Raw genomic sequence first — 17,995 nt, 5'->3', positions numbered from 1 at the left:
GTTGCCCAAACAGCCCCGTGACACGATGGCCAAGTTTCTGTACAAATGTACATGTACGTCTGTACAGGAAGGTTCTCCGTGGCCACACCCACACCGACCCGCCGTCGGCGCGATCCTGAGCAGCGGCGCCAGTCGATCATCGAAGCGGCAGCAGCGCTCATCACCGAGAACGGATCGTCGCGGCTGACGCACCGGCTGGTTGCCCAGCGTGCCGACGTGTCGCTCGGTTCGACGACCCAGTACTTCGCCACCCTCGACGATCTGCGCGGGGCCGCGATGAATCACTTGGCGGAGACCATCGAGGCCGGATTGCAGGACGTCGCAGCCGTTCTCGACGAGTTCGGGGCCGAGCCCGAGCCGTGTGCCCGGGCCTTTCACGAGTACCTGACCGACGGCGACATCGTGCGCGCCGACCTGGCCGTGTCGTCGGCAGCCTTGTTCGATCCGTCGCTCCGAGGACTCGCGACGCGCTGGACGGACGGCGTGACCGAACTGCTGACCCCACTCGTGGGGGCTCGTCCTGCCCGGACCCTTGCCGCCTATCTCGACGGTGTCGCCATGCATTCCGCACTCCACGACTCCCCCACGTCCATCGACGACCTCACCGAAGCATTCCGCACGCTGGCGCGCCCAGGAGCAGCCGATGACTGACACGATCCACGACAACGGCCTCTCGTTCCGGCGGCGATGGGCGTCAGCCGCGGTGCTGTCGGCCAGCCTGCTGGTGATCACCGTCGATCTGACGATCCTCAACGTCGCGATCCCCGATCTCGCTGGCGATCTGCGCCCGTCCTCGGGCCAGCTCCTGTGGATCGTCGACATCTATTCGTTGGTCCTCGCGGGGTCGCTGCTCTCGATGAGTTCGCTGGGTGATCGGTGGGGGCGAAAGCGGATGCTGCTCACCGGCTTTGCGGTCTTCGGTGGAGTCTCCGCCGTCGTGTTGTTCGCCGACTCCCCCGGTGCGGTGATCGCGCTCCGCGCATTGCTGGGCATCGGTGGCGCGATGATCATGCCCACCACATTGTCGTTGCTGCGCAGCATCTTCACGGATCCGGCGGAACGTGCCACCGCGCTGGGCCTCTGGGCCGCGGTCTCCGGTCTCGGTGCCGCGGTGGGACCGATCGTCGGTGGTGTACTGCTGGAGTACTTCTCTTGGCGTGCGGCATTCTTCGTGAATGTTCCACTCATGGTGATCGCACTGGTGGCCGGGTTCCTCATCCTGCCGGAGTCGAAACATCCGCAGCCCGGGCGCTGGGATTGGCTCGGCGCCGCGATGTCGATGGCGGGCATGTTCGCTCTGGTCTGGTCGATCAAACGTTTCGCGAAGGAGACGTCGATCGCCGCCCCAGCGGCGTGGGTGGCACTCGGTCTGGCAGTACTGATCCTCAGCGCCTTCGTGATTCGATGCCTGAAACGACCCGACCCACTCCTCGACGTCCACCTGTTCCGCCGCCGGTCGTTCAGCGCGGGCATCCTCGCCGCGCTCGGTTCGATGTTCGCCCTCGCCGCCGCGTTGCTGCTGCTCGCACAGTGGCTGCAATTGGTCGAGGGACACTCACCCATCCAGGCCGGCCTACGCCTGCTCCCTGTCGCGGGTTCCGCGATCGTGGCGTCGCTGGCCGCTGCGCCGCTCGCCCGATGGTGCGGTGCACGCATCGTCCTCGCGGGTGGCGTGGCTGTCGCCGGTGTCGGCATGGCAACGCTGTACCTCGGGTCGGGTGATCTGTCCTTCCCGCACGTCGCGGGCTCGCAGGCACTCGTGGGAGTCGGCATCGGTTCACTGGCGATCGCGTCGGCGATGATCATGTCCGGCACGCCGGACGACAAGGCGGGCAACGCGGCCGCACTCGAGGAGACCTCGTACGACCTCGGCAACGTGCTGGGAGTGGCGATCCTCGGCAGCATTGCGTCGGTGATCTACCGGTGGACCGTCGCGGACGCGCACCTTCCCGGCGTGCCGGACACCGTGCGCTCCGCCGCCGAGGAATCCCTCGGATCGGCGGTCAGTATCGCCGAGACACTTCGCGCCCCACACCTGGCGAACGCAGCCACCTCGGCGTTCACCGACAGTCTGCGCGACACGAGCCTGATCGGCGGGGTCGTGATGGTGCTCGTCGCCGTCGGAGTATTTCTGCTGACCCCGCGGGGCACGGACATCACCGCACAGCAACACTGATACCGCCATTGCAGCTAGCGGTCCGCCAGATACTCCTGCAGGACGACGGCTTCGTTGTGCTTCTCGTCGCGAGCACCGTAGAGCAGTGTGACTTTCGGGTGTGTGTCCCACGAGTCGATCAGTCCGGGAAGATCGGGGTTCGCCTCGAGTTCGGCCCGATAGCGCTTCACGAATTGCGGGAATCGTTCCGGGACATGCCCGAACCACTTGCGCAACTCGGTGCTCGGTGCGACGTCTTTGCACCACTCGTTCAGGTCAGCGCGTTCTTTGCTGACCCCGCGAGGCCACAGCCGGTCCACGAGGACCCGATATCCGTCATCGGGCGACGCCGGTTCATAGATCCGTTTGGTGACGAAGTCGGTCATCGCTAACACCTCCTGGTATCTCGAAACCCACGGTAACCGCACTCCGGCACCAGCGCCGATGTGGTGCAGCGCACCCGTCACCACTAACGAGTAGTGCTATATTTGATCGTGCGCTATTGATTACCCGGCCGGACATCGGCGACGGCGTCATGGACAATCGATGGACACCGCATAGCAGGCGATTCGGGCAAAGGACACCGACGATGAGCGATAACGAGCAGCGCCCCAAGGGGTTTCAATACATTCGCTACATCTACGGCGCTCGTCTGCCGGACTCGATGAAGCGCTGGGTGGCCAACGACCTCGCCGGGCCGGGCGCAACCATCCGCATGGTCCTCCGATGGGCGATCCCCTGCATCCTGATCCTCATCCCACTGCTCTTCTTTCCGGCGGACTGGGTCGTCCGGCTCAATATGACGATCCCGATCCTGATCCCGTATGTCTTCTTCTCGATCGCGCTGAATCGCGTGTACCGGCGCCACCGGCTCGCCCAGCACGGACTCGATCCCGATCTCGTCAACAAGGTCGAGCGCGAACGCAATGCGGACATGTACGAGGAGTATCACCGCAAGTACCGCGGTAACGCTCCCCGCCGATAGTCACGACCGATGAGCACCGTGGACGTGGGCGACATGCGCTCGAGCACCTTGCTGGCGTCCCTTCTGCTCGACGGTGCCGACACACGACGCGCGACGGCCCTGGGTGCGGTGCGCCGCACCGTCGACGCTTTCGACCTCGAACACGAGAGTTCCCGTGACCTGCTCGCGGCGTGGTTCGAACCCATCGATCAATCGCTCTGCGACGACCTACTGTCGGAACGCGCAATCGACATGACTCCGTTGACCAGCCTCGGAACGCGAAGCGCAGCAGCCGATATTCCGCTACCGGACCTTCAGATGGTGTTGTCGGTCGCCTTCGAGACGAATTGGCGCCACGTCGTCGACAAGGCCGACGAACACGATGTCGGCGATGACCAGCTGATCGAGATGTCCGGCCTGATGTGGCGAACTGCTCGTGCCATGAACTTCAGCGTGGTGGACGCGTATCGTCAGGTCACCGCGGAGCGTGCCGTCGAACGTACGGCCGAGTGTGCCAATCGGTGGAGATCACTGCTGACACAATCACTTCCGGATCCGGACACCACCTTCGCGTCGCTGGCCGCCATCGGACTCGGTCCGACGCAGGCCATCTGCGTCGTCGCGATCGACGATGAACACGGGCATCACTCGGCAGAGGACTGCGCGGATCTCCTGCAGCAGCGATCACTCCCGTCCGCCTGGCATCGGATCGGTGATGTTCTGGCCGGCATCGTCGCATTGTCCACCGAGGATGACAACAGTTCCCTGCGCGCCGCCATGACCGATCTCGGGGGCAGCGTCGGCCTGAGTCATCCGGTGTCCCCGCTCGAGATTCCCCAGGCCTGGAATCTGGCGTGGCTCGCGCTGTACGCCACGGGCGACGATCCCGTCATCAGGTTCGGCGACGACCCGATCCGGGCGGCGGCCGCTGCGACGCCACCCGATGTCCTGCGACTTCTCGCCGACACCGCGCTCCGGCGGGTTCTGCAACATCCCGAACCCGGCCGGACGCAGATCACCGACACCTTCCTCGCGTGGGTCGACTGCGACGGGTCCTCCGAGCGGACCGCGCGACGAGTAGGCCGGCACCCGAACACGGTGCGTTACCGGCTGCGGAAACTGGAAGAGCTGACCGGCCGCAGCCTTCAGAATCCCGGCGACGTCGCGGACCTGACCTTTGTGAGCCGAAGCCTCCGCGCGCGCCGGGATCTGCGTCCGCCCGAGTTGTGACCTACGCCGCGGGCTCTACTTCGAGTCGCCCTTTCGCGCGAGCCCCAGCGACGACTTCAGCTTCTCGATACGCTTCGACACGTCGCTGTCGAAGTCCTCTTTACGCTTGTCCCACATGGCCTTTCGAGCAGCTTTCGCGGCATCCTTGGCCGCCTCGTGCTGAGCTTCGAGTTCGGCGACGACATCATTGAGCGACTCACGGATGATCGTGCCGCCCGACTTTTCCACCAGGGCGTCGAGAGCAGCGGTGTCCGGTTCGGTGGTCTGCGCGACAATGGCGTTCCGGCCGACCGGGATCGCCTTCGCGAACTCGGAGATGACGTCGTCGGTGTGCTCGTCCCGATCGGCCTCGACCAGCGAGCCACCGAGGGCGCCCACGGACATCCCCAACAGCATGCCGAGCGGTCCGCCGAGGACTCCGATGAGCATGCCGATCAATGAGCCGCCCATCATGGCGCCGCCGTCGTCGGAATCGTAGGCTTCGACGATTCCCACATTCCCCTTCTCGTCCCGCTCCACCAGCGCCATGCTCACAATGCCCAGCGGACCACTGCTGTTGCGGAGGTTGCTGTAGGCCTCATAGGTGATGCTGTTCTGCGGGAAGCTGATCGTGGTGACGAACTCCGACATGTCGTTCTCCAATCTCCGTGATTCCGAACGCTTTTGAGATCGCCTGCCATGCCATCGGCAACCGATCAATTGCCACGCTATGGACACCGGTCGAGCCGGTCATCGTGCCGGTGATCAAGAAATCCGCACTTTTTTGGTCCCTCCGACAACGCCTTTCGGACGACAGGACGAACCCGGCCGTGGGCCTTATCGTCGGGGTATGGACTCCGACGATCACGATGGCGCGGCTCAACTCCTCGGAGGCCTGCTCACGATGACAGCGGATGCCCGCATCGGTGCCACCCTCTACCAGGTCGACGAGACCTTCGGTGCGCAGGCCGACTCCGCCCCGCTGGCAGATATCGTCCGCAGATGGCTGTCGGCCCCCGGTCCCGACGGCCGCGACGACGAGGTGATCGCCCGCGACGCGGCCTGGCTCGGCCGCACGACGGCCGATGCCGACATCCCGCTCGCCTCGGTGCAATCCGCGCTGTGGATCGCCTCGGACTGCGACTGGAGACACGTGGTGGACGCCGCACGAGTCGCGGGCACCGACGCCGCCTCCGTCATCGAGATTGCCGGTATTCTCTGGCGCGCGGCACGGATCACCGGCGACGCGGTCACCGAAGCACACCGCGCCCGGCGCACCGCGACCATGCTGGATCGCGGAGCCCGCGTCGCCGCAGCCGTCCGTTTGCTGGTCCGGGCGGAAAGCGCACCGCCGGGCAAATCACCCGCCGAGTCACTCGACGACACCTTGGCCGCCGTCGGACTGCGACCACCCGATCAGGTGTGTGTGGTGACAACCGCTACCACCGCCGAGGGCGCACACCCACTACCGGATATCTCCCGGCGGCTCCGCGGCCGGAATCTGCCTGCCGCATGGAATCTCGACACACATCAACTCGTCGGCGTCGTCACCGTCGACACACCCGGCGACGTCGACGACCTGCTGGATGTGCTCGCGGGCTATCCGGACGCCCGCAGCGGCGTGAGTCCGATGATTCCGGCCGCCGAGATCGCTCGCGGCTGGCGCCTGGCGTGGCTCGCGAGTTCGACGGCCACCGCCGACTCGCCTGCACGGCTTTTCGGTTCACGCATCACCGAATCCGCGGTATCCGCGATCCCGCCGGACATCATGGGACTACTCGCCGGCCGCAGCCTGAGCGGCCTCGACGATCTGGCGCCGGAGAACCGGGCGGACCTGATCGACACATTTCTCGCGTGGCTGGACAACGGCGGTTCCGTCGATCGGGCTGCCGCTGCCGTCTTCCGGCACCCGGGGACCGTCCGCTACCGCCTGAACAGGCTGGAAAGCCTCACCGGCCGATCGGTGCGCAGCCCGCGGGGTGCCACCGAACTCACGCTGGCCGCGCGATTCGACGCCGCACGCCGACGCCATCGCTGACGTCGCGACGATCAGCGCAGTCGCGCGCCGACGGCCTCACCCGCGTGCGCTACCGCCGCGAGTTTCGCCTCGCTGGCCTCGTCCTCGGTCAGAGTTCGATCGGCGGCCCGGAACCGGAGAGCGAAGGTCAGCGACTTCTGTCCGTCCCCGACCTGATCGCCGGTGAACACGTCGAACAGGTCGATACCTTCCAGCAGATCGCCTGCCCCGGACCGCAGCGCAGCCTCGACGTCGGCCGCCGGCACGGTGTCGGCCACCACGACCGCAACGTCCTGCAGCACAGCGGGATACGGGGATACCGACGGCGCGGGCAGCGACGTGTCGAGCGGGAGTCGGTCGACCTCGATCTCGACGGCGCACGTCCGCTTCGGCAGGTTCGTGCGCTCCAGCACTGCCGGGTGCAGTTCGCCCGCGTAGCCGACGGTCTCGCCGTTCACGGTCAGCCGCGCACACCGGCCGGGATGCCATGGCCGGTGATCGTCGGCGGACAGCTCGATCGTCACCCCGGCAGCGCGTCCGATGGTGCGGGCGGCCTCGAAGGCGTCCAGATAGTCGGCGGGACGGCCCTGCCCCCAGGGGCCGGCGGGCTCACGCAGTCCGGTCAGGACCACCGCGACCCGCAGCGGCTGGCGAGGCAGCGAGGCGTCGAGAGTCGCGATCTCCTCGTCCGTCGGCCTACGGGTCACGTCGAGCGCCTCGACGGATTCGACGTTGTCACCGGCGAGCACCACCTGGCCGATGGTGTACAACGCCAGGTCTCGTTGTCCCCGTGCGATATTGCGCGCGGCCATCTCGAACAGGCCGGGCAGCAGAGTCGTGTTGAGTTCCGGCCGGTCGGACTCCAACGGGTTGAGGACCGTGACCGTTTTCCGGCGCTCGTCGTCGGCAGGCAGATCGAGCTGATCGAGCGCTCCGGCGGGCATGAACGGGTACGGCAGGACCTCGACGTAGCCGTCGAGCGCGAGGGTGCGGCCGATGCTGCGGCGGCGCAACTGCGCGGCGGTGAGGCCGGTGCCGCCCGGAGCGGCCGGGACGACGGCCGGAATGTGCTCCAGCCCCTCGAGGCGCAGGACCTCCTCGACGAGGTCGGCCCGCTGGCGCAGATCCGGTCGCCACGATGCCGGCGTGACCTCGAGCGGATCGGTACCCGACACGGTGCAGCCGACCTCACGCAGACGGGCGGCCGTGGTGCCCTCCGGATAGCCGATGCCGGCGACACGGTCGGGTTCGTCGGCGGCGATGGTGATCGACGGGATCGGCGGTGTCGCGACGCGCGCCTCGCCGAGCGGGGAGGCGACGCGGCCACCGGCGATGTCGAGGATGAGTCGCGCGGCCCGATCGGAGGCGACGACCGTGATCTCGGGGTCCACGGTGCGTTCGAAACGCTTGGCGGCCTCCGACGTGAGCTTGTGGCGCTTGCCGGTCCGGAACACACGTACCGGATCGAAGGTGGCCGATTCCAGCAGCACCCGGGTCGTCGAGTCACCGACCTCCGTCGCGGCACCGCCCATCACTCCGGCGAGGGCAATCGGCCCGTTGTCGTCGGCGATTACCACGTCCTCGGCGTCGAGTGTGCGCTCGACACCGTCCAGGGTGACCAGCTTCTCGCCGGCCGTCGCGTTGCGGACCCGCACCGTCCCCGACACCTTGTCGGCGTCGAAGGCGTGCAGGGGCTGCCCGAGTTCGATCATCACGTAGTTCGTGACGTCGACGATCGCCGAGATCGGGCGGATGCCGGCGACCAGCAGTCGTTTCTGCATCCACCACGGCAACGGGGCGTCGACGTCGAATCCCTCGAGAATCCGCGCTGTGTACCGGGTGGCTCCGGAGGCCTCGTCGATGGCCACCGGCCAGGCCTCGCCGGCGTCCGCGGCGAGGGCTTCGGTGCCCGCACCGGGATCGACGAACGGCACGTCGAAACTCCCCGCCAGTTCCCGGCCGAGTCCCCGGACCGAGAAGGCGTAGCCACGGTCGGGAGTGACGTTGACGTCGATCGCCGCGTCATCGAGTCCGAGGACCTCGCGTGCGTCCGCTCCGGGCTCCGCCGTGCCCGGGGCGAGCACGAGGATCCCGCTGTGGTCGGCGCCGATGCCGAGTTCGGAGACCGAGCAGATCATGCCGTCGGAGACCCGTCCGTAGGTCTTGCGCGAGGCGATCTCGAAGGGGCCGGGCAGCACCACGCCGGGCAGTGCCGCGACGATCAGGTCACCTTCGGAGAAATTCCTTGCCCCGCAGACGATTCCGCGCGGCTCGGTCTCCCCCACCTCGACCGTGCAGAACCGAATGGGCTTCTTGAATTCGGTGAGTTCCTCGATGGTCTCGACGCGTCCGACGACCAGGGGCCCGGTGATCTCCGGGAACCGGTCGATGTCCTCGATCTCGAACCCGACCCGGACGAAGGCCGCGTCGATCTCATCGGTCGATGCCGACCACTGCGGGTCGCCCTGCCGGAGCACCTCGGTGTACCAGGACTGTGGGGCACGCATGGTGATTACTTCCTTCGGTTCGTCTCTGTGAGAGGGATGTCGGCGGGGTGAGGCTCAGGCGGCCGGGCCGAACGGCAGGCTGAAGCGGATATCACCCTCGACCATGTCGCGCATGTCAGAGATGTCATTGCGGAATTGCAGGGTGCGCTCAAGTCCCATACCGAACGCGAAACCCGAATACACCTCGGGATCGATTCCGCTGGCGCGCAACACATTCGGGTTCACCATGCCGCAACCGCCCCACTCCACCCAGCCGGCGCCGCCCTTCTTGGCAGGGAACCAGACATCGACCTCGGCGGAGGGTTCGGTGAACGGGAAGTAGCTGGCCCGCATGCGAGTGGTCGTCTCGGGTCCGAAGAGCGCCTTGGCGAACACCTCGAGCGTGCCGCGCAGGTTGGCCAGCGTCAGCCCCTTGTCCACGGCGAGCCCCTCGATCTGATGGAAGACCGGGGTGTGGGTGGCGTCGAGTTCATCGGTGCGGAAGGTGCGGCCCGGGCACGCGACATAGATCGGCACATCACGGGACAGCATCGTGCGCACCTGCACCGGTGACGTGTGTGTACGCAACACCTGCCGGGATCCCTCGGGTGCGACGTAGAACGTGTCCTGCATCGAGCGGGCCGGATGATCGGGCAGGAAGTTCAGGGCGTCGAAGTTGTGGTGTTCGGTCTCGACCTCGGGGCCCTCCGCGATCTCCCAGCCCATGCCCACGAACACGTCGGCGACCTGTTCGGAGATCACGGTGATCGGGTGACGCGCGCCGACACGCCTGCGTCCGCTGGGCAGCGTGACATCGACGGTTTCGGCCTCCAGCACCGCAGCGTCACGTTCGGCGTGCAGCGCTTCGGTGCGCGCGCCGAAAGCGGCGGTGACCCGTCCGCGTACCTCGTTGACGAGCTTGCCCGCGGCGGACCGTTCCTCCTTGGGCAGGTCTCCGAGTGCACGACGGGCCAGCGCGATGGGCGACTTGTCACCCAGGTGCGCGGTCTTCGCCGCCGCGAGGGCGTCGAGGTCGGCGGCGTCGTCGAATGCGGCGATCGCGGCCGCCGCGGCCGCGTCGAGATCCTGCGGTGCCAGTGAGGCCGGGGTCGCCGGCTGATCGTCTGAAGGGCTGGCCACGGTCGGCGTTCTCCTCGGGCGGGTCGAAGGCGGGATCGGTCGGCGCCCGAAGGACTTCAGACGCCGCCTACCAGCCTAGACGACCACGAACCCACGCTATTCCGCAGGTACGCGCCCCAATCCGGAATCGCCTGGGACGCGGCTCGTCCGCCCGAGCGGACGGAACGACGTGTTCGCTCGGCTCAGTCCGGCACCGCGGAACCATTCGGGACGACCACCGCGAACAGATCCGCCATGGCTGCGAGGCTCGCGGCCTGAACGCTCGACGACGGCACCTCGTCACCGAGTCCGGTCAGGGGCCGCGTCGCGGTTGCCGAGGCGACGACTGTCGGTGCGTATCCCAGGTTGAATGCGCCGCGTGCGGTCGAGTTCACACACATGTGGGTCATGAATCCGGTGAGGACCAGGCTGTTCAGGTTCTGCGCCTTCAGCAGATCGTCGAGCTCGGTGCCGACGAAGGAATTCGGAAAGTTCTTCACCACCACCGGCTCACCGTCGCGTGGCGCGACCCGGTCGATGATGGCCCCGATCTCCGCGGTCACGTCGTAGGGCGAGCCGACCCCCGCGTCGTGCTGAATGTGGATGACGGGGCGCCCGGCCGTGCGTGCGCGGTCGAGGATCTCGGCCGTCTCGTCGAGTGCGGCCTGCACACCGTCGAGTTCCATCACACCCTGCGTATAGGTGTTCTGGCAGTCGATGAGGATGAGGGCCGAATCCGCGAGCCCCGCGGGATCGGTGGGCAGTCCGGAGAGGGCACGCAACGTCGGATGATCGCTCATGGCTCCACGTAAGCACCGATCAGACCCGCGCACCACTGGCCATTCGGCCAGGTACGTCCACCGCGGTTGCCGCGATCGCCCGGCCCACGAGCAGAACCCCGCCGACGACGGCCAGCCAGCACCACCCCGCGCCGCTGAGCCCGCATCGCGCGACCATCAGCACGCCGATCCCGGCCACCACCACGGCACCGAACACCAACCCGTCCCGATATCGTGGCGCACGCATCGCCAGCCGGTCGTCCCACCACGCGAGCCGCCCGTTCTCCAGGCCGGACAGGACGGCGAGCACCGGAACCATCAATGCCATCACCAGTCCGGTCTGCACCACGATCGTGACGAGGTGGCCCGATGTGCCCGCACCGTCCCGGCCGAAACCGGCCTCCTGGCCGGCCACCACGACGCCCGCGAGCACGGGAAGATGCCACAGGTACAGCGTCATCGCCCCGCTGTTCCCGAAGACCGTCCACCACCAGACGCGTGGCCGGGATGCCCACCGAGTAAGCACGCGACTGCCCGCGATGACGAGCCCACACAGGACGACCGCGTGCCCGGCGAGAAGCAGACTCGGCGGCGACATGTTCGAGATCTGTTGTCCCGGAACGGTCACCAGCGATACCTCATACGGTCCGACGACCACGAGCAGCACATCGACGATCAGCGCACCCATACTCAGCGCTGCGGCGAGGCGACACCCGATCAGTCGCTTCGCGTAGGCGACACCGACTATCGCGGGCACCGCCCAGACCGTGAGAAAGTTCAGCATCCCCAGCCACTGCGGTCCGCCGTGCAGCCGGACCCCATCGATCACCGCCGTCGCCATCAGTGCGGCCGCCAGCGCTCCCAGAGCACTTCCCCGCGTCGACATCCGGTGCAGCACCGGGATCACCGACAGCACCAGCAGATAGGCGCCGAGGAACCACAGCAGCTGCACCGAGAGTCGAGCCACCACGTCCACGACGACCGGTGAGGCGAACGTGCGCAGAAGCACCAGCACACCGACGACCGCGACCAGATACCAGAACACCGGCCGGATCAACCTCTGCGCGCGCGTGAACAGCCAATGCCCCGGCGCACGCGAGGCCGCGGGATCACGCCCCAGTCCGTACACGGCTGCGGCCGCACCGGCGAAGAAGAACAGCGGCATCACCTGGAATACCCACGTCATCGCCTGCAGGGCTGGATGATTCGCGAGCAGGTTGCCCAGTTCGATGGACCCGTCGCCGACCGTGACCGTCAGCATCAGGGAATGACCGGCGATCACGACGACGAGCGACACGATGCGCACCAGGTCGATCACGCGATCGCGCTCCACGGCGAGTGCATCGAGGACGGAGGGCGGCGGAAGTGTTCTGATGGACATGCCGATGAGTGTCTGACCTCGACGGTCGTCGCGGCATGAGCAGAATTACCTGGACGGCATCGGCAATGCCACCCGAAACGCTTGATCAGTCACAGACTTTCGGGTGCGGCCATCGCACGGAAACCGGCGAGATCTCGTGCGACGATGACGTGGACGTGCTTGTGCGAGCGACAACTCAGGAGCGGACATCTATGAGCGGTATGCAATTCGGAATCTTCACGGTCGGCGACGTCACGACGGACCCGACCACCGGCCGGACACCGAGCGAACACGATCGCATCAAGGCCACCGTGGAGATCGCCAAGAAGGCCGACGAGGTGGGTCTCGACGTCTTCGCCACCGGCGAGCACCACAACCCGCCGTTCGTGCCCTCCTCGCCGACAACACTGCTCGCATTCATCGCTGCCCAGACCGAGCGTCTGCTTCTCTCCACGTCGACCACCCTGATCACCACCAACGATCCGGTGAAGATCGCCGAGGACTTCGATGTGCTGCAGCATCTCACCGATGGACGCGTCGACATCATGCTCGGCCGCGGCAACACCGGACCGGTCTATCCCTGGTTCGGCAAGGACATTCGCGCCGCGATCCCCCTGACCGTCGAGAACTACTCGCTGCTCCGTGCGGTGTGGGATGAGGATGTTGTCAACTGGAGTGGCAAATACCGGACGCCGCTCCAGGGATTCACGCTGGCCCCGCAACCGCTCGACGGTGTTCCGCCGTTCGTCTGGCACGGTTCGATTCGCTCTCCCGAGATCGCCGAACTCGCCGCGTTCTACGGCGACGGCTTCTTCGCCAACCACATCTTCTGGCCGTCGTCGCACACCGAAAAGATGGTGAACCTCTATCGGGAGCGGTACGCGCACTACGGACACGGCACACCCGAGCAGGCCATCGTCGGGCTCGGCGGGCAGATCTTCATGCGCAAGAACAGTCAGGACGCGATCAATGAGTTCCGCCCGTACTTCGACAATGCTCCCGTCTACGGTCACGGTCCGTCGCTGGAGGACTTCATGGCGCAGACCCCGCTGACCGTGGGCTCGCCGCAGGAGATCATCGACCGCACACTGAGTTTCCGCGACTATGCCGGGAACTATCAGAGGCAACTCTTCCTCGTCGACCACGCGGGCCTGCCGCTCAAGACCGTGCTCGAACAGCTCGACCTGCTCGGTGAGGAGGTCGTTCCCGTTCTCCGCAAGGAGTTCGCGATCGGACGTCCCGCCGACGTACCCGACGCACCCACCCACGCATCGCTCGTCGCGGCGAAAGACCGTGCCGACGAACAGGCGACGGATACACCCGACACATCGGAGGCCGACTCATGACCACGATCCCGGTGATCTCCGGCGGAATCCGCGAACCGTCGTCGACCCGTCTCCTCGCGGACCGCTTGGTCGCTGCGGCACGACGTGATCTGCCCGACGCCGAGTTCCCGGTCGTCGACCTGCGTAAGCACGGCCGCGCCATCATGGACCTGATGCTCACCGGCATCCGTTCCGCCGAACTGGAATCGATCTTCGCGACCCTGTCCGAGGCGGACGGGCTGATCGCGGTGACGCCGGCGTTCAACGCGTCCTTCAGCGGCCTCTTCAAGTCGTTCTTCGACGTCCTGCCCGAGGGCACGCTGCAGGACATCCCCGTTCTGATCGGGGCGACCGGCGGCACCGAACGACACTCGCTGGTGCTCGAACATGCTCTGCGCCCGATGTTCTCCTACCTTCACGCTCTCGTGTCGCCGACCGCGGTCTACGCCGCGACGGACGACTTCGGCGGCCTCGGCGCGTCGTCGCTCAGCACACGTATCGACAAGGCGGCGGCCGACTTCACCCGTCTCATCTCCTCGTGCGGGTCGCGGGAGAAGTTCGTCGAGGGTGCGGACGAGATGTCGCAGATGCAGAGTCTGCTCGGAGGACTCACGCCGCCGAAATCGTCTGCCGGAAGCGCGATCTCCGACCGCGATCTCTAGGCGGAGAGTTCGCTGACGATCTCGCTCTTCAGTGGTGCCAGCGTTGCGCCGATCGCCGCGATCGTCGGGCCGGGCACACCGAGTTCGGTGAGTGTCGCCACCAGGTGACCGACCACCGCGTCGAAGTGTGCGGGCGTGATGCCGAGACGTGCGTGGGCCTGCCCCATCCCGCGACCGGAGTAGCCGGCCGGACCGCCGAGGGCCGCACCGATGAAGGCGCGTTGATGCCCGTACAGCTTCTTCAGGTCGACGTCACTGAAGTAGTGCGTCAGTTCCGGGTCGGCCAGGACCCGTTCATAGAAATTGTCGACGGCAGCCGCAACGGCATCCGCCCCACCGATTTCGTCATAAATGGTCATGCCATCGATGGTCGGAAGACGGTGTTACAGCGCCTCTGTTCGTCGGTTCGGTATGCGTAACCAGAGTCTCACCGTCCGCCGATCACTTCCGTGAGGTCGCACGGACTCGGAATGTCCCCGCACCCACGCCATCCCGTTCACCACGAACCACCCGCCACGCAGTCCCGATGAACAGGCCTCCGCCGAGAACGAACCACGGGTTCCACACCCAGAGACTCCAGCGCGTCTGATCCGGCCCGACCTCGGAGCGGACGCCACCGATGTCGGTGAGCAGCAGGAACTCGATCAGGAGCCCTCGCGCGATCATGACGACGCCCGCCAGACCGATGAATACTCCTGCGATCAAACGCACACGAGTACGTCTCGGCGACGTCGCAATGAGGATGACTGCCGCTGCGGCCAGCAGCAGCACGGCTACGCCCCAGAGGCCGTAGAGGACAAAAACGGTTGGCCGCCGGGTCGCCAGGTCGATCCCGGCCGACGACGACAGGCCCGCAGATCCGCCCAGCGCCCAGAACACGTGCAGCGCAGCGAACGCGACGCACCACGCGATGGCCGCAATCGCGAACCGGCTCCGCCCCCACATTTCCGGAATCCTAGGCTCGGACACAGGAAGGCGCGACAGCAGTCGTACGAACGGCGTAGCCCCGTCAGCTGTGCACGCGGGCGCTCGCGTACAGGCAAATCGCGGCTGCGGCAGCAAGATTCAGACTTTCCGCGCGGCCGCGGATCGGGATGGAGACGCGGTGGTCGGCACTCGCGACGACATCGTCGGACAGCCCGTGCGCCTCATTGCCGAAAAGCCAGGCCGTCGGCGCGGCCAGTAGCTTATCGGCATCGTCGAGGGATACCTCGCCGTCAGCGGTCGTGGCCAACAGACCTATCCCGGCTTTCCGGAGTGCGGCGAGCCCCTCGTCGATGTCGCGGACACGCACGACCGGAATGTGAAAGATGCTGCCCGCCGACGATCGCACGCTCTTACCGTTGTGCGGGTCGACCGCATCGCCCAGGAGGATCACCGCATCGGCGCCCATGGCGTCGGCACAGCGAATCAGGGTGCCGACATTGCCCGGTTCCCGCGGTTCCACGGCAACGGCCAGCAATGTCGGTGCGGCAGCGAGGATTTCAGGGAGTTCACGGTCGAGCAGCGTGCACACCGCGAAGATCCCCGGCGGCGTGGTGGCCTCCGAGAGTTTCTGCACGGCCCGTTCGGAGAGCACCTCGACGGGTACGCCGTCGGCTCGAGCGACCGACAGGAGCGCATCGTGATAGTCGAGGTCCTTCTCGCCCACCAGGATTCGTTGCGCGAATCCGCCGGCCAATGCGGCCTCCACGGAGTTCGCGCCCTCGACGAGAAAGCGCCCCTCGGTGCGCCGCACGGATGCGCGCTGCAGTTTCGAATACGACACGACCCGTGACGAGCGTTCGGAGAGAACGTCCATCACGGGTCGTGGAGTCGTACGAAGCGTGCTGCGGTCAGGCAGCGGGCGCGTTGACGTCGTCCGGCAGCGCCTTGCGCGCGACCTCGACGAGGCCGGTGAAGGCCTCCGGGTCGGTCACGGCGATGTCGGCGAGCACCTTGCGGTCCACCTCGACGCCAGCGGCCTTGAGGCCCTGGATGAAGCGGTTATAGGTGATGTCGTTCAGGCGGGCCGCGGCGTTGATGCGCGAGATCCACAGCTTGCGGAACTCACCCTTGCGGGCGCGACGGTCCCGGTAGGCGTAGGTCATCGAGTGGAGCTGCTGCTCCTTCGCCTTGCGGTACAGGCGCGACCGCTGTCCGCGGTAACCCTTGGATGCCTCCAGGGTTGTCCGACGCTTCTTCTGGGCGTTCACAGCCCTTTTCACGCGTGCCATGTCTCAGTCCTCTTTGTTCGTCAGATGTCAGGGGGTCAGCGGTTGAGCAGTCGCTTGATGCGCGGCGCGTCGGCCTCGCTCACCACGGTGACGCCGTCGAGACGACGCTTGCGGTGCGACGACTTGTGCTCCAACAGGTGGCGCTTGTTCGCCTTCTGACGGACGATCTTGCCGCTGCCGGTCACCTTGAATCGCTTCGCGGTGCCCTTGTGGGTCTTGCTCTTCGGCATGTCTTTCCTTCATTCGAGCGAGCCGAGGCCCACCCGGGTCATCGGGTGGTCTCGCCCGCTGGTCGGTCGTTGCGGGGTCCGGCGTGAGCCGGTGACGAAACCGCGGTGCGGTCGGCGGCTATTCGCCTGCCTGCGCCTCGCGCGGGGCTTCCGTCTTCGAGCCACGGTCGTCGCGCGTCTGCTGGGCCTTGACGCGGGTCTTCGCGCCCTTGTGCGGTGCCAGCACCATCGTCATGTTGCGGCCGTCCTGCTTGGCCGAGGTCTCGATGAAGCCGTAATCGGCGACATCGTTGCCCAGACGCTGCAACAGCCGGTATCCGAGTTCGGGACGCGACTGCTCGCGACCGCGGAACATGATGGTGACCTTCACCTTGGACCCGGCCTCGAGGAACCGGACGACGTGACCCTTCTTGGTCTCATAGTCGTGGTCATCGATCTTCGGGCGGAGCTTCTGCTCCTTGATGACGGTCATCTGCTGGTTGCGACGCGACTCGCGCTGCTTCTGGGCGGCTTCGTATTTGAACTTGCCGTAATCCATGATCTTGCACACGGGTGGCCGTGCGTCGGGCGCGACCTCGACCAGGTCGAGATCGGCCTCGTAGGCCAGGCGAAGCGCATCTTCAACACGCACGATGCCCACCTGCTCCGAGTTGGGTCCGACGAGTCGGACCTCAGGGACGCGGATGCGCTCGTTGATGCGGGTCTCAGTGCTGATGGGGCCTCCTTGATCAAACCTTCTGGGGAGACCACCGCGATGAACTGGGGCAGGTCGTGGAGAAGCCCTCAGCAGAAGAGCCCCGGGACTGTCGTCCGGGGGCTCCGTTACCGACCGATTCCCGTCACCGGAGCGCCTCGGAAAACCGAGCCAACTCCGGTCGGACAACGCAAAATATCGCGCTGACCTCACGGTATGAACCGGACCGTACAACGGCTACCGACCGTTGGGCCGATGCGTCGTGACGGTGGGAGCGGAACTCCACTTGCTACCCCGGCAAACACCAGGGCGGTCGTTCTGTGGAAGTCTAACAGTCATGACCGAGAACTCCTATTCGCGACCTGCACAGACACCCGACGAGGGTGCGAGCGGAAGCGGAACCGGGGCTGCCGGTGGGCCGCAGACCGCTCATGACAACGTGCGCGATCTGGCCGATATTCCGTCGATCGAGGTCATCACGAGAGCCATCGTGATGCTGATGAGTTCGGCCGCCGAGAAACTCGGCCTCGCCGAAGGTGCCGGCGAGGACGATGTCGATCTCGACGAGGCCCGCAAGTTGATCACCGCGCTCGCCGGCCTGGTGGATGCCGCCCGACCCGACCTCGGAGTTCACGCGGCGCCCATCCGGGACGGCCTCAAGCAGCTCCAGCTCGCCTTCCGGGACGCCAGCGCCTACCCGGATGAGCCGGGTGAGGGCCCGGGCGAGAAGTACACGGGCCCGGTGCGTGACCGTCGTCGCCCGACGTCGTGATCAAGTC

The 17,995-nt window shown here is 66.5% G+C and carries 20 protein-coding genes; 8 read left to right on the top strand and 12 right to left on the bottom strand.

Annotation, left to right across the window (positions count from 1 at the left end):
• Nucleotides 1–78 precede the first annotated feature (78 nt).
• Together AC4JJG_RS17155 and AC4JJG_RS17150 are read left to right on the top strand one after the other, a co-directional pair.
• Nucleotides 79–651 (top strand): TetR/AcrR family transcriptional regulator, encoded by a 573-nt coding sequence (locus AC4JJG_RS17155; protein ID WP_495400455.1) that lies wholly within the window; start codon nt 79–81, stop codon nt 649–651.
• Nucleotides 644–2,176, top strand: coding sequence for an MFS transporter (locus AC4JJG_RS17150; RefSeq protein ID WP_495400454.1), 1,533 nt, complete (start codon nt 644–646; stop codon nt 2,174–2,176). The genes AC4JJG_RS17155 and AC4JJG_RS17150 overlap by 8 nt, the downstream gene beginning before the upstream one ends.
• 14 nt (nt 2,177–2,190) lie before the next feature.
• Here AC4JJG_RS17150 and AC4JJG_RS17145 read toward each other — a convergent pair whose 3' ends face one another.
• Entirely contained in the window at nt 2,191–2,541 is a 351-nt protein-coding gene (locus AC4JJG_RS17145) for a DUF488 domain-containing protein (RefSeq protein ID WP_495400453.1), read from the bottom strand.
• Nucleotides 2,542–2,744: 203 nt separating this feature from the next.
• Between AC4JJG_RS17145 and AC4JJG_RS17140 the strand changes: the two genes are divergently transcribed.
• Both AC4JJG_RS17140 and AC4JJG_RS17135 read left to right on the top strand, forming a co-directional pair.
• Complete coding sequence (locus tag AC4JJG_RS17140) at nt 2,745–3,140, top strand: DUF5313 domain-containing protein (protein WP_495400452.1); 396 nt, start codon at nt 2,745–2,747, stop codon at nt 3,138–3,140.
• 9 nt (nt 3,141–3,149) lie between these two features.
• On the top strand, nt 3,150–4,349 hold the full coding sequence (locus AC4JJG_RS17135) for a PucR family transcriptional regulator (RefSeq protein ID WP_495400451.1): 1,200 nt from the start codon (nt 3,150–3,152) through the stop codon (nt 4,347–4,349).
• Between the two features lie 15 nt (nt 4,350–4,364).
• On the opposite strand, the gene AC4JJG_RS17130 is transcribed toward AC4JJG_RS17135, so the two are convergent.
• Nucleotides 4,365–4,979: a DUF1269 domain-containing protein gene (locus tag AC4JJG_RS17130; RefSeq protein ID WP_495400450.1), complete on the bottom strand. Its 615-nt coding sequence runs from the start codon at nt 4,977–4,979 to the stop codon at nt 4,365–4,367.
• A gap of 199 nt (nt 4,980–5,178) precedes the next feature.
• Between AC4JJG_RS17130 and AC4JJG_RS17125 the strand changes: the two genes are divergently transcribed.
• Nucleotides 5,179–6,366 carry a PucR family transcriptional regulator gene (locus AC4JJG_RS17125; protein WP_495400449.1) on the top strand — a complete coding sequence of 396 codons (1,188 nt, stop codon included), beginning with the start codon at nt 5,179–5,181 and terminating at the stop codon, nt 6,364–6,366.
• An 11-nt stretch (nt 6,367–6,377) separates the two neighbouring features.
• Here the strand turns inward: AC4JJG_RS17125 and pheT are convergent, their stop codons facing one another.
• The 4 genes from pheT to AC4JJG_RS17105 form a co-directional block, all read right to left on the bottom strand.
• Complete coding sequence (pheT, locus tag AC4JJG_RS17120) at nt 6,378–8,852, bottom strand: phenylalanine--tRNA ligase subunit beta (RefSeq protein ID WP_495400448.1); 2,475 nt, start codon at nt 8,850–8,852, stop codon at nt 6,378–6,380.
• Nucleotides 8,853–8,906: 54 nt separating this feature from the next.
• On the bottom strand, nt 8,907–9,971 hold the full coding sequence (gene pheS, locus AC4JJG_RS17115) for a phenylalanine--tRNA ligase subunit alpha (protein WP_495400447.1): 1,065 nt from the start codon (nt 9,969–9,971) through the stop codon (nt 8,907–8,909).
• A 182-nt stretch (nt 9,972–10,153) separates the two neighbouring features.
• Nucleotides 10,154–10,750 carry a cysteine hydrolase family protein gene (locus AC4JJG_RS17110; protein ID WP_495400446.1) on the bottom strand — a complete coding sequence of 199 codons (597 nt, stop codon included), beginning with the start codon at nt 10,748–10,750 and terminating at the stop codon, nt 10,154–10,156.
• A 19-nt stretch (nt 10,751–10,769) separates the two neighbouring features.
• Entirely contained in the window at nt 10,770–12,110 is a 1,341-nt protein-coding gene (locus tag AC4JJG_RS17105) for an acyltransferase family protein (protein WP_495400445.1), read from the bottom strand.
• Between the two features lie 200 nt (nt 12,111–12,310).
• Here AC4JJG_RS17105 and AC4JJG_RS17100 point away from each other — a divergent pair, with 200 nt between their 5' ends.
• Nucleotides 12,311–13,435, top strand: a complete 1,125-nt coding sequence (locus AC4JJG_RS17100; protein ID WP_495400525.1) for an LLM class flavin-dependent oxidoreductase — start codon at nt 12,311–12,313, stop codon at nt 13,433–13,435.
• Nucleotides 13,432–14,076 carry a CE1759 family FMN reductase gene (locus AC4JJG_RS17095; protein ID WP_495400444.1) on the top strand — a complete coding sequence of 215 codons (645 nt, stop codon included), beginning with the start codon at nt 13,432–13,434 and terminating at the stop codon, nt 14,074–14,076. Before AC4JJG_RS17100 ends, AC4JJG_RS17095 begins: the two co-directional genes overlap by 4 nt.
• Here AC4JJG_RS17095 and AC4JJG_RS17090 read toward each other — a convergent pair.
• The 6 genes from AC4JJG_RS17090 to infC form a co-directional block, all read right to left on the bottom strand.
• Entirely contained in the window at nt 14,073–14,435 is a 363-nt protein-coding gene (locus tag AC4JJG_RS17090; RefSeq protein ID WP_495400443.1) for a group I truncated hemoglobin, read from the bottom strand. The genes AC4JJG_RS17095 and AC4JJG_RS17090 overlap by 4 nt on opposite strands.
• Before the next feature lie 82 nt (nt 14,436–14,517).
• Nucleotides 14,518–15,021 carry a DUF3995 domain-containing protein gene (locus AC4JJG_RS17085; RefSeq protein ID WP_495400442.1) on the bottom strand — a complete coding sequence of 168 codons (504 nt, stop codon included), beginning with the start codon at nt 15,019–15,021 and terminating at the stop codon, nt 14,518–14,520.
• 64 nt (nt 15,022–15,085) lie between these two features.
• The gene (locus AC4JJG_RS17080; RefSeq protein WP_495400441.1) at nt 15,086–15,877 is read right to left on the bottom strand and encodes a TrmH family RNA methyltransferase; all 792 of its coding nucleotides are present in this window, start codon (nt 15,875–15,877) and stop codon (nt 15,086–15,088) included.
• Nucleotides 15,878–15,911: 34 nt separating this feature from the next.
• On the bottom strand, nt 15,912–16,292 hold the full coding sequence (gene rplT, locus AC4JJG_RS17075) for a 50S ribosomal protein L20 (RefSeq protein ID WP_495400440.1): 381 nt from the start codon (nt 16,290–16,292) through the stop codon (nt 15,912–15,914).
• Between the two features lie 35 nt (nt 16,293–16,327).
• Nucleotides 16,328–16,522, bottom strand: coding sequence for a 50S ribosomal protein L35 (rpmI, locus tag AC4JJG_RS17070; RefSeq protein WP_495400439.1), 195 nt, complete (start codon nt 16,520–16,522; stop codon nt 16,328–16,330).
• A 118-nt stretch (nt 16,523–16,640) separates the two neighbouring features.
• Nucleotides 16,641–17,309, bottom strand: a complete 669-nt coding sequence (infC, locus tag AC4JJG_RS17065; protein WP_495400524.1) for a translation initiation factor IF-3 — start codon at nt 17,307–17,309, stop codon at nt 16,641–16,643.
• A 244-nt stretch (nt 17,310–17,553) separates the two neighbouring features.
• Here infC and AC4JJG_RS17060 point away from each other — a divergent pair, with 244 nt between their 5' ends.
• Nucleotides 17,554–17,988 carry a DUF1844 domain-containing protein gene (locus tag AC4JJG_RS17060; RefSeq protein WP_495400438.1) on the top strand — a complete coding sequence of 145 codons (435 nt, stop codon included), beginning with the start codon at nt 17,554–17,556 and terminating at the stop codon, nt 17,986–17,988.
• The last annotated feature ends 7 nt before the right edge of the window (nt 17,989–17,995 follow it).

This window comes from Gordonia sp. B8661-1 (genome assembly GCF_059427765.1).
The sequence above is the reverse complement of the archived record's forward strand: the minus strand, read 5'-3'. Positions and strand labels throughout refer to the sequence as shown.

Coding starts and splice junctions, on each gene's coding strand:
- AC4JJG_RS17150 (WP_495400454.1), top strand. CDS start 644: ATGACTGACACGATCCACGACAACGGCCTCTCGTTCCGGCGGCGATGG.
- AC4JJG_RS17145 (WP_495400453.1), bottom strand. CDS start 2,541: ATGACCGACTTCGTCACCAAACGGATCTATGAACCGGCGTCGCCCGAT.
- AC4JJG_RS17140 (WP_495400452.1), top strand. CDS start 2,745: ATGAGCGATAACGAGCAGCGCCCCAAGGGGTTTCAATACATTCGCTAC.
- AC4JJG_RS17135 (WP_495400451.1), top strand. CDS start 3,150: ATGAGCACCGTGGACGTGGGCGACATGCGCTCGAGCACCTTGCTGGCG.
- AC4JJG_RS17130 (WP_495400450.1), bottom strand. CDS start 4,979: ATGTCGGAGTTCGTCACCACGATCAGCTTCCCGCAGAACAGCATCACC.
- AC4JJG_RS17125 (WP_495400449.1), top strand. CDS start 5,179: ATGGACTCCGACGATCACGATGGCGCGGCTCAACTCCTCGGAGGCCTG.
- pheT (WP_495400448.1), bottom strand. CDS start 8,852: ATGCGTGCCCCACAGTCCTGGTACACCGAGGTGCTCCGGCAGGGCGAC.
- AC4JJG_RS17110 (WP_495400446.1), bottom strand. CDS start 10,750: ATGAGCGATCATCCGACGTTGCGTGCCCTCTCCGGACTGCCCACCGAT.
- AC4JJG_RS17105 (WP_495400445.1), bottom strand. CDS start 12,110: ATGTCCATCAGAACACTTCCGCCGCCCTCCGTCCTCGATGCACTCGCC.
- AC4JJG_RS17100 (WP_495400525.1), top strand. CDS start 12,311: ATGCAATTCGGAATCTTCACGGTCGGCGACGTCACGACGGACCCGACC.
- AC4JJG_RS17095 (WP_495400444.1), top strand. CDS start 13,432: ATGACCACGATCCCGGTGATCTCCGGCGGAATCCGCGAACCGTCGTCG.
- AC4JJG_RS17090 (WP_495400443.1), bottom strand. CDS start 14,435: ATGACCATTTATGACGAAATCGGTGGGGCGGATGCCGTTGCGGCTGCC.
- AC4JJG_RS17085 (WP_495400442.1), bottom strand. CDS start 15,021: ATGTGGGGGCGGAGCCGGTTCGCGATTGCGGCCATCGCGTGGTGCGTC.
- AC4JJG_RS17080 (WP_495400441.1), bottom strand. CDS start 15,877: ATGGACGTTCTCTCCGAACGCTCGTCACGGGTCGTGTCGTATTCGAAA.
- rplT (WP_495400440.1), bottom strand. CDS start 16,292: ATGGCACGCGTGAAAAGGGCTGTGAACGCCCAGAAGAAGCGTCGGACA.
- rpmI (WP_495400439.1), bottom strand. CDS start 16,522: ATGCCGAAGAGCAAGACCCACAAGGGCACCGCGAAGCGATTCAAGGTG.
- AC4JJG_RS17060 (WP_495400438.1), top strand. CDS start 17,554: ATGACCGAGAACTCCTATTCGCGACCTGCACAGACACCCGACGAGGGT.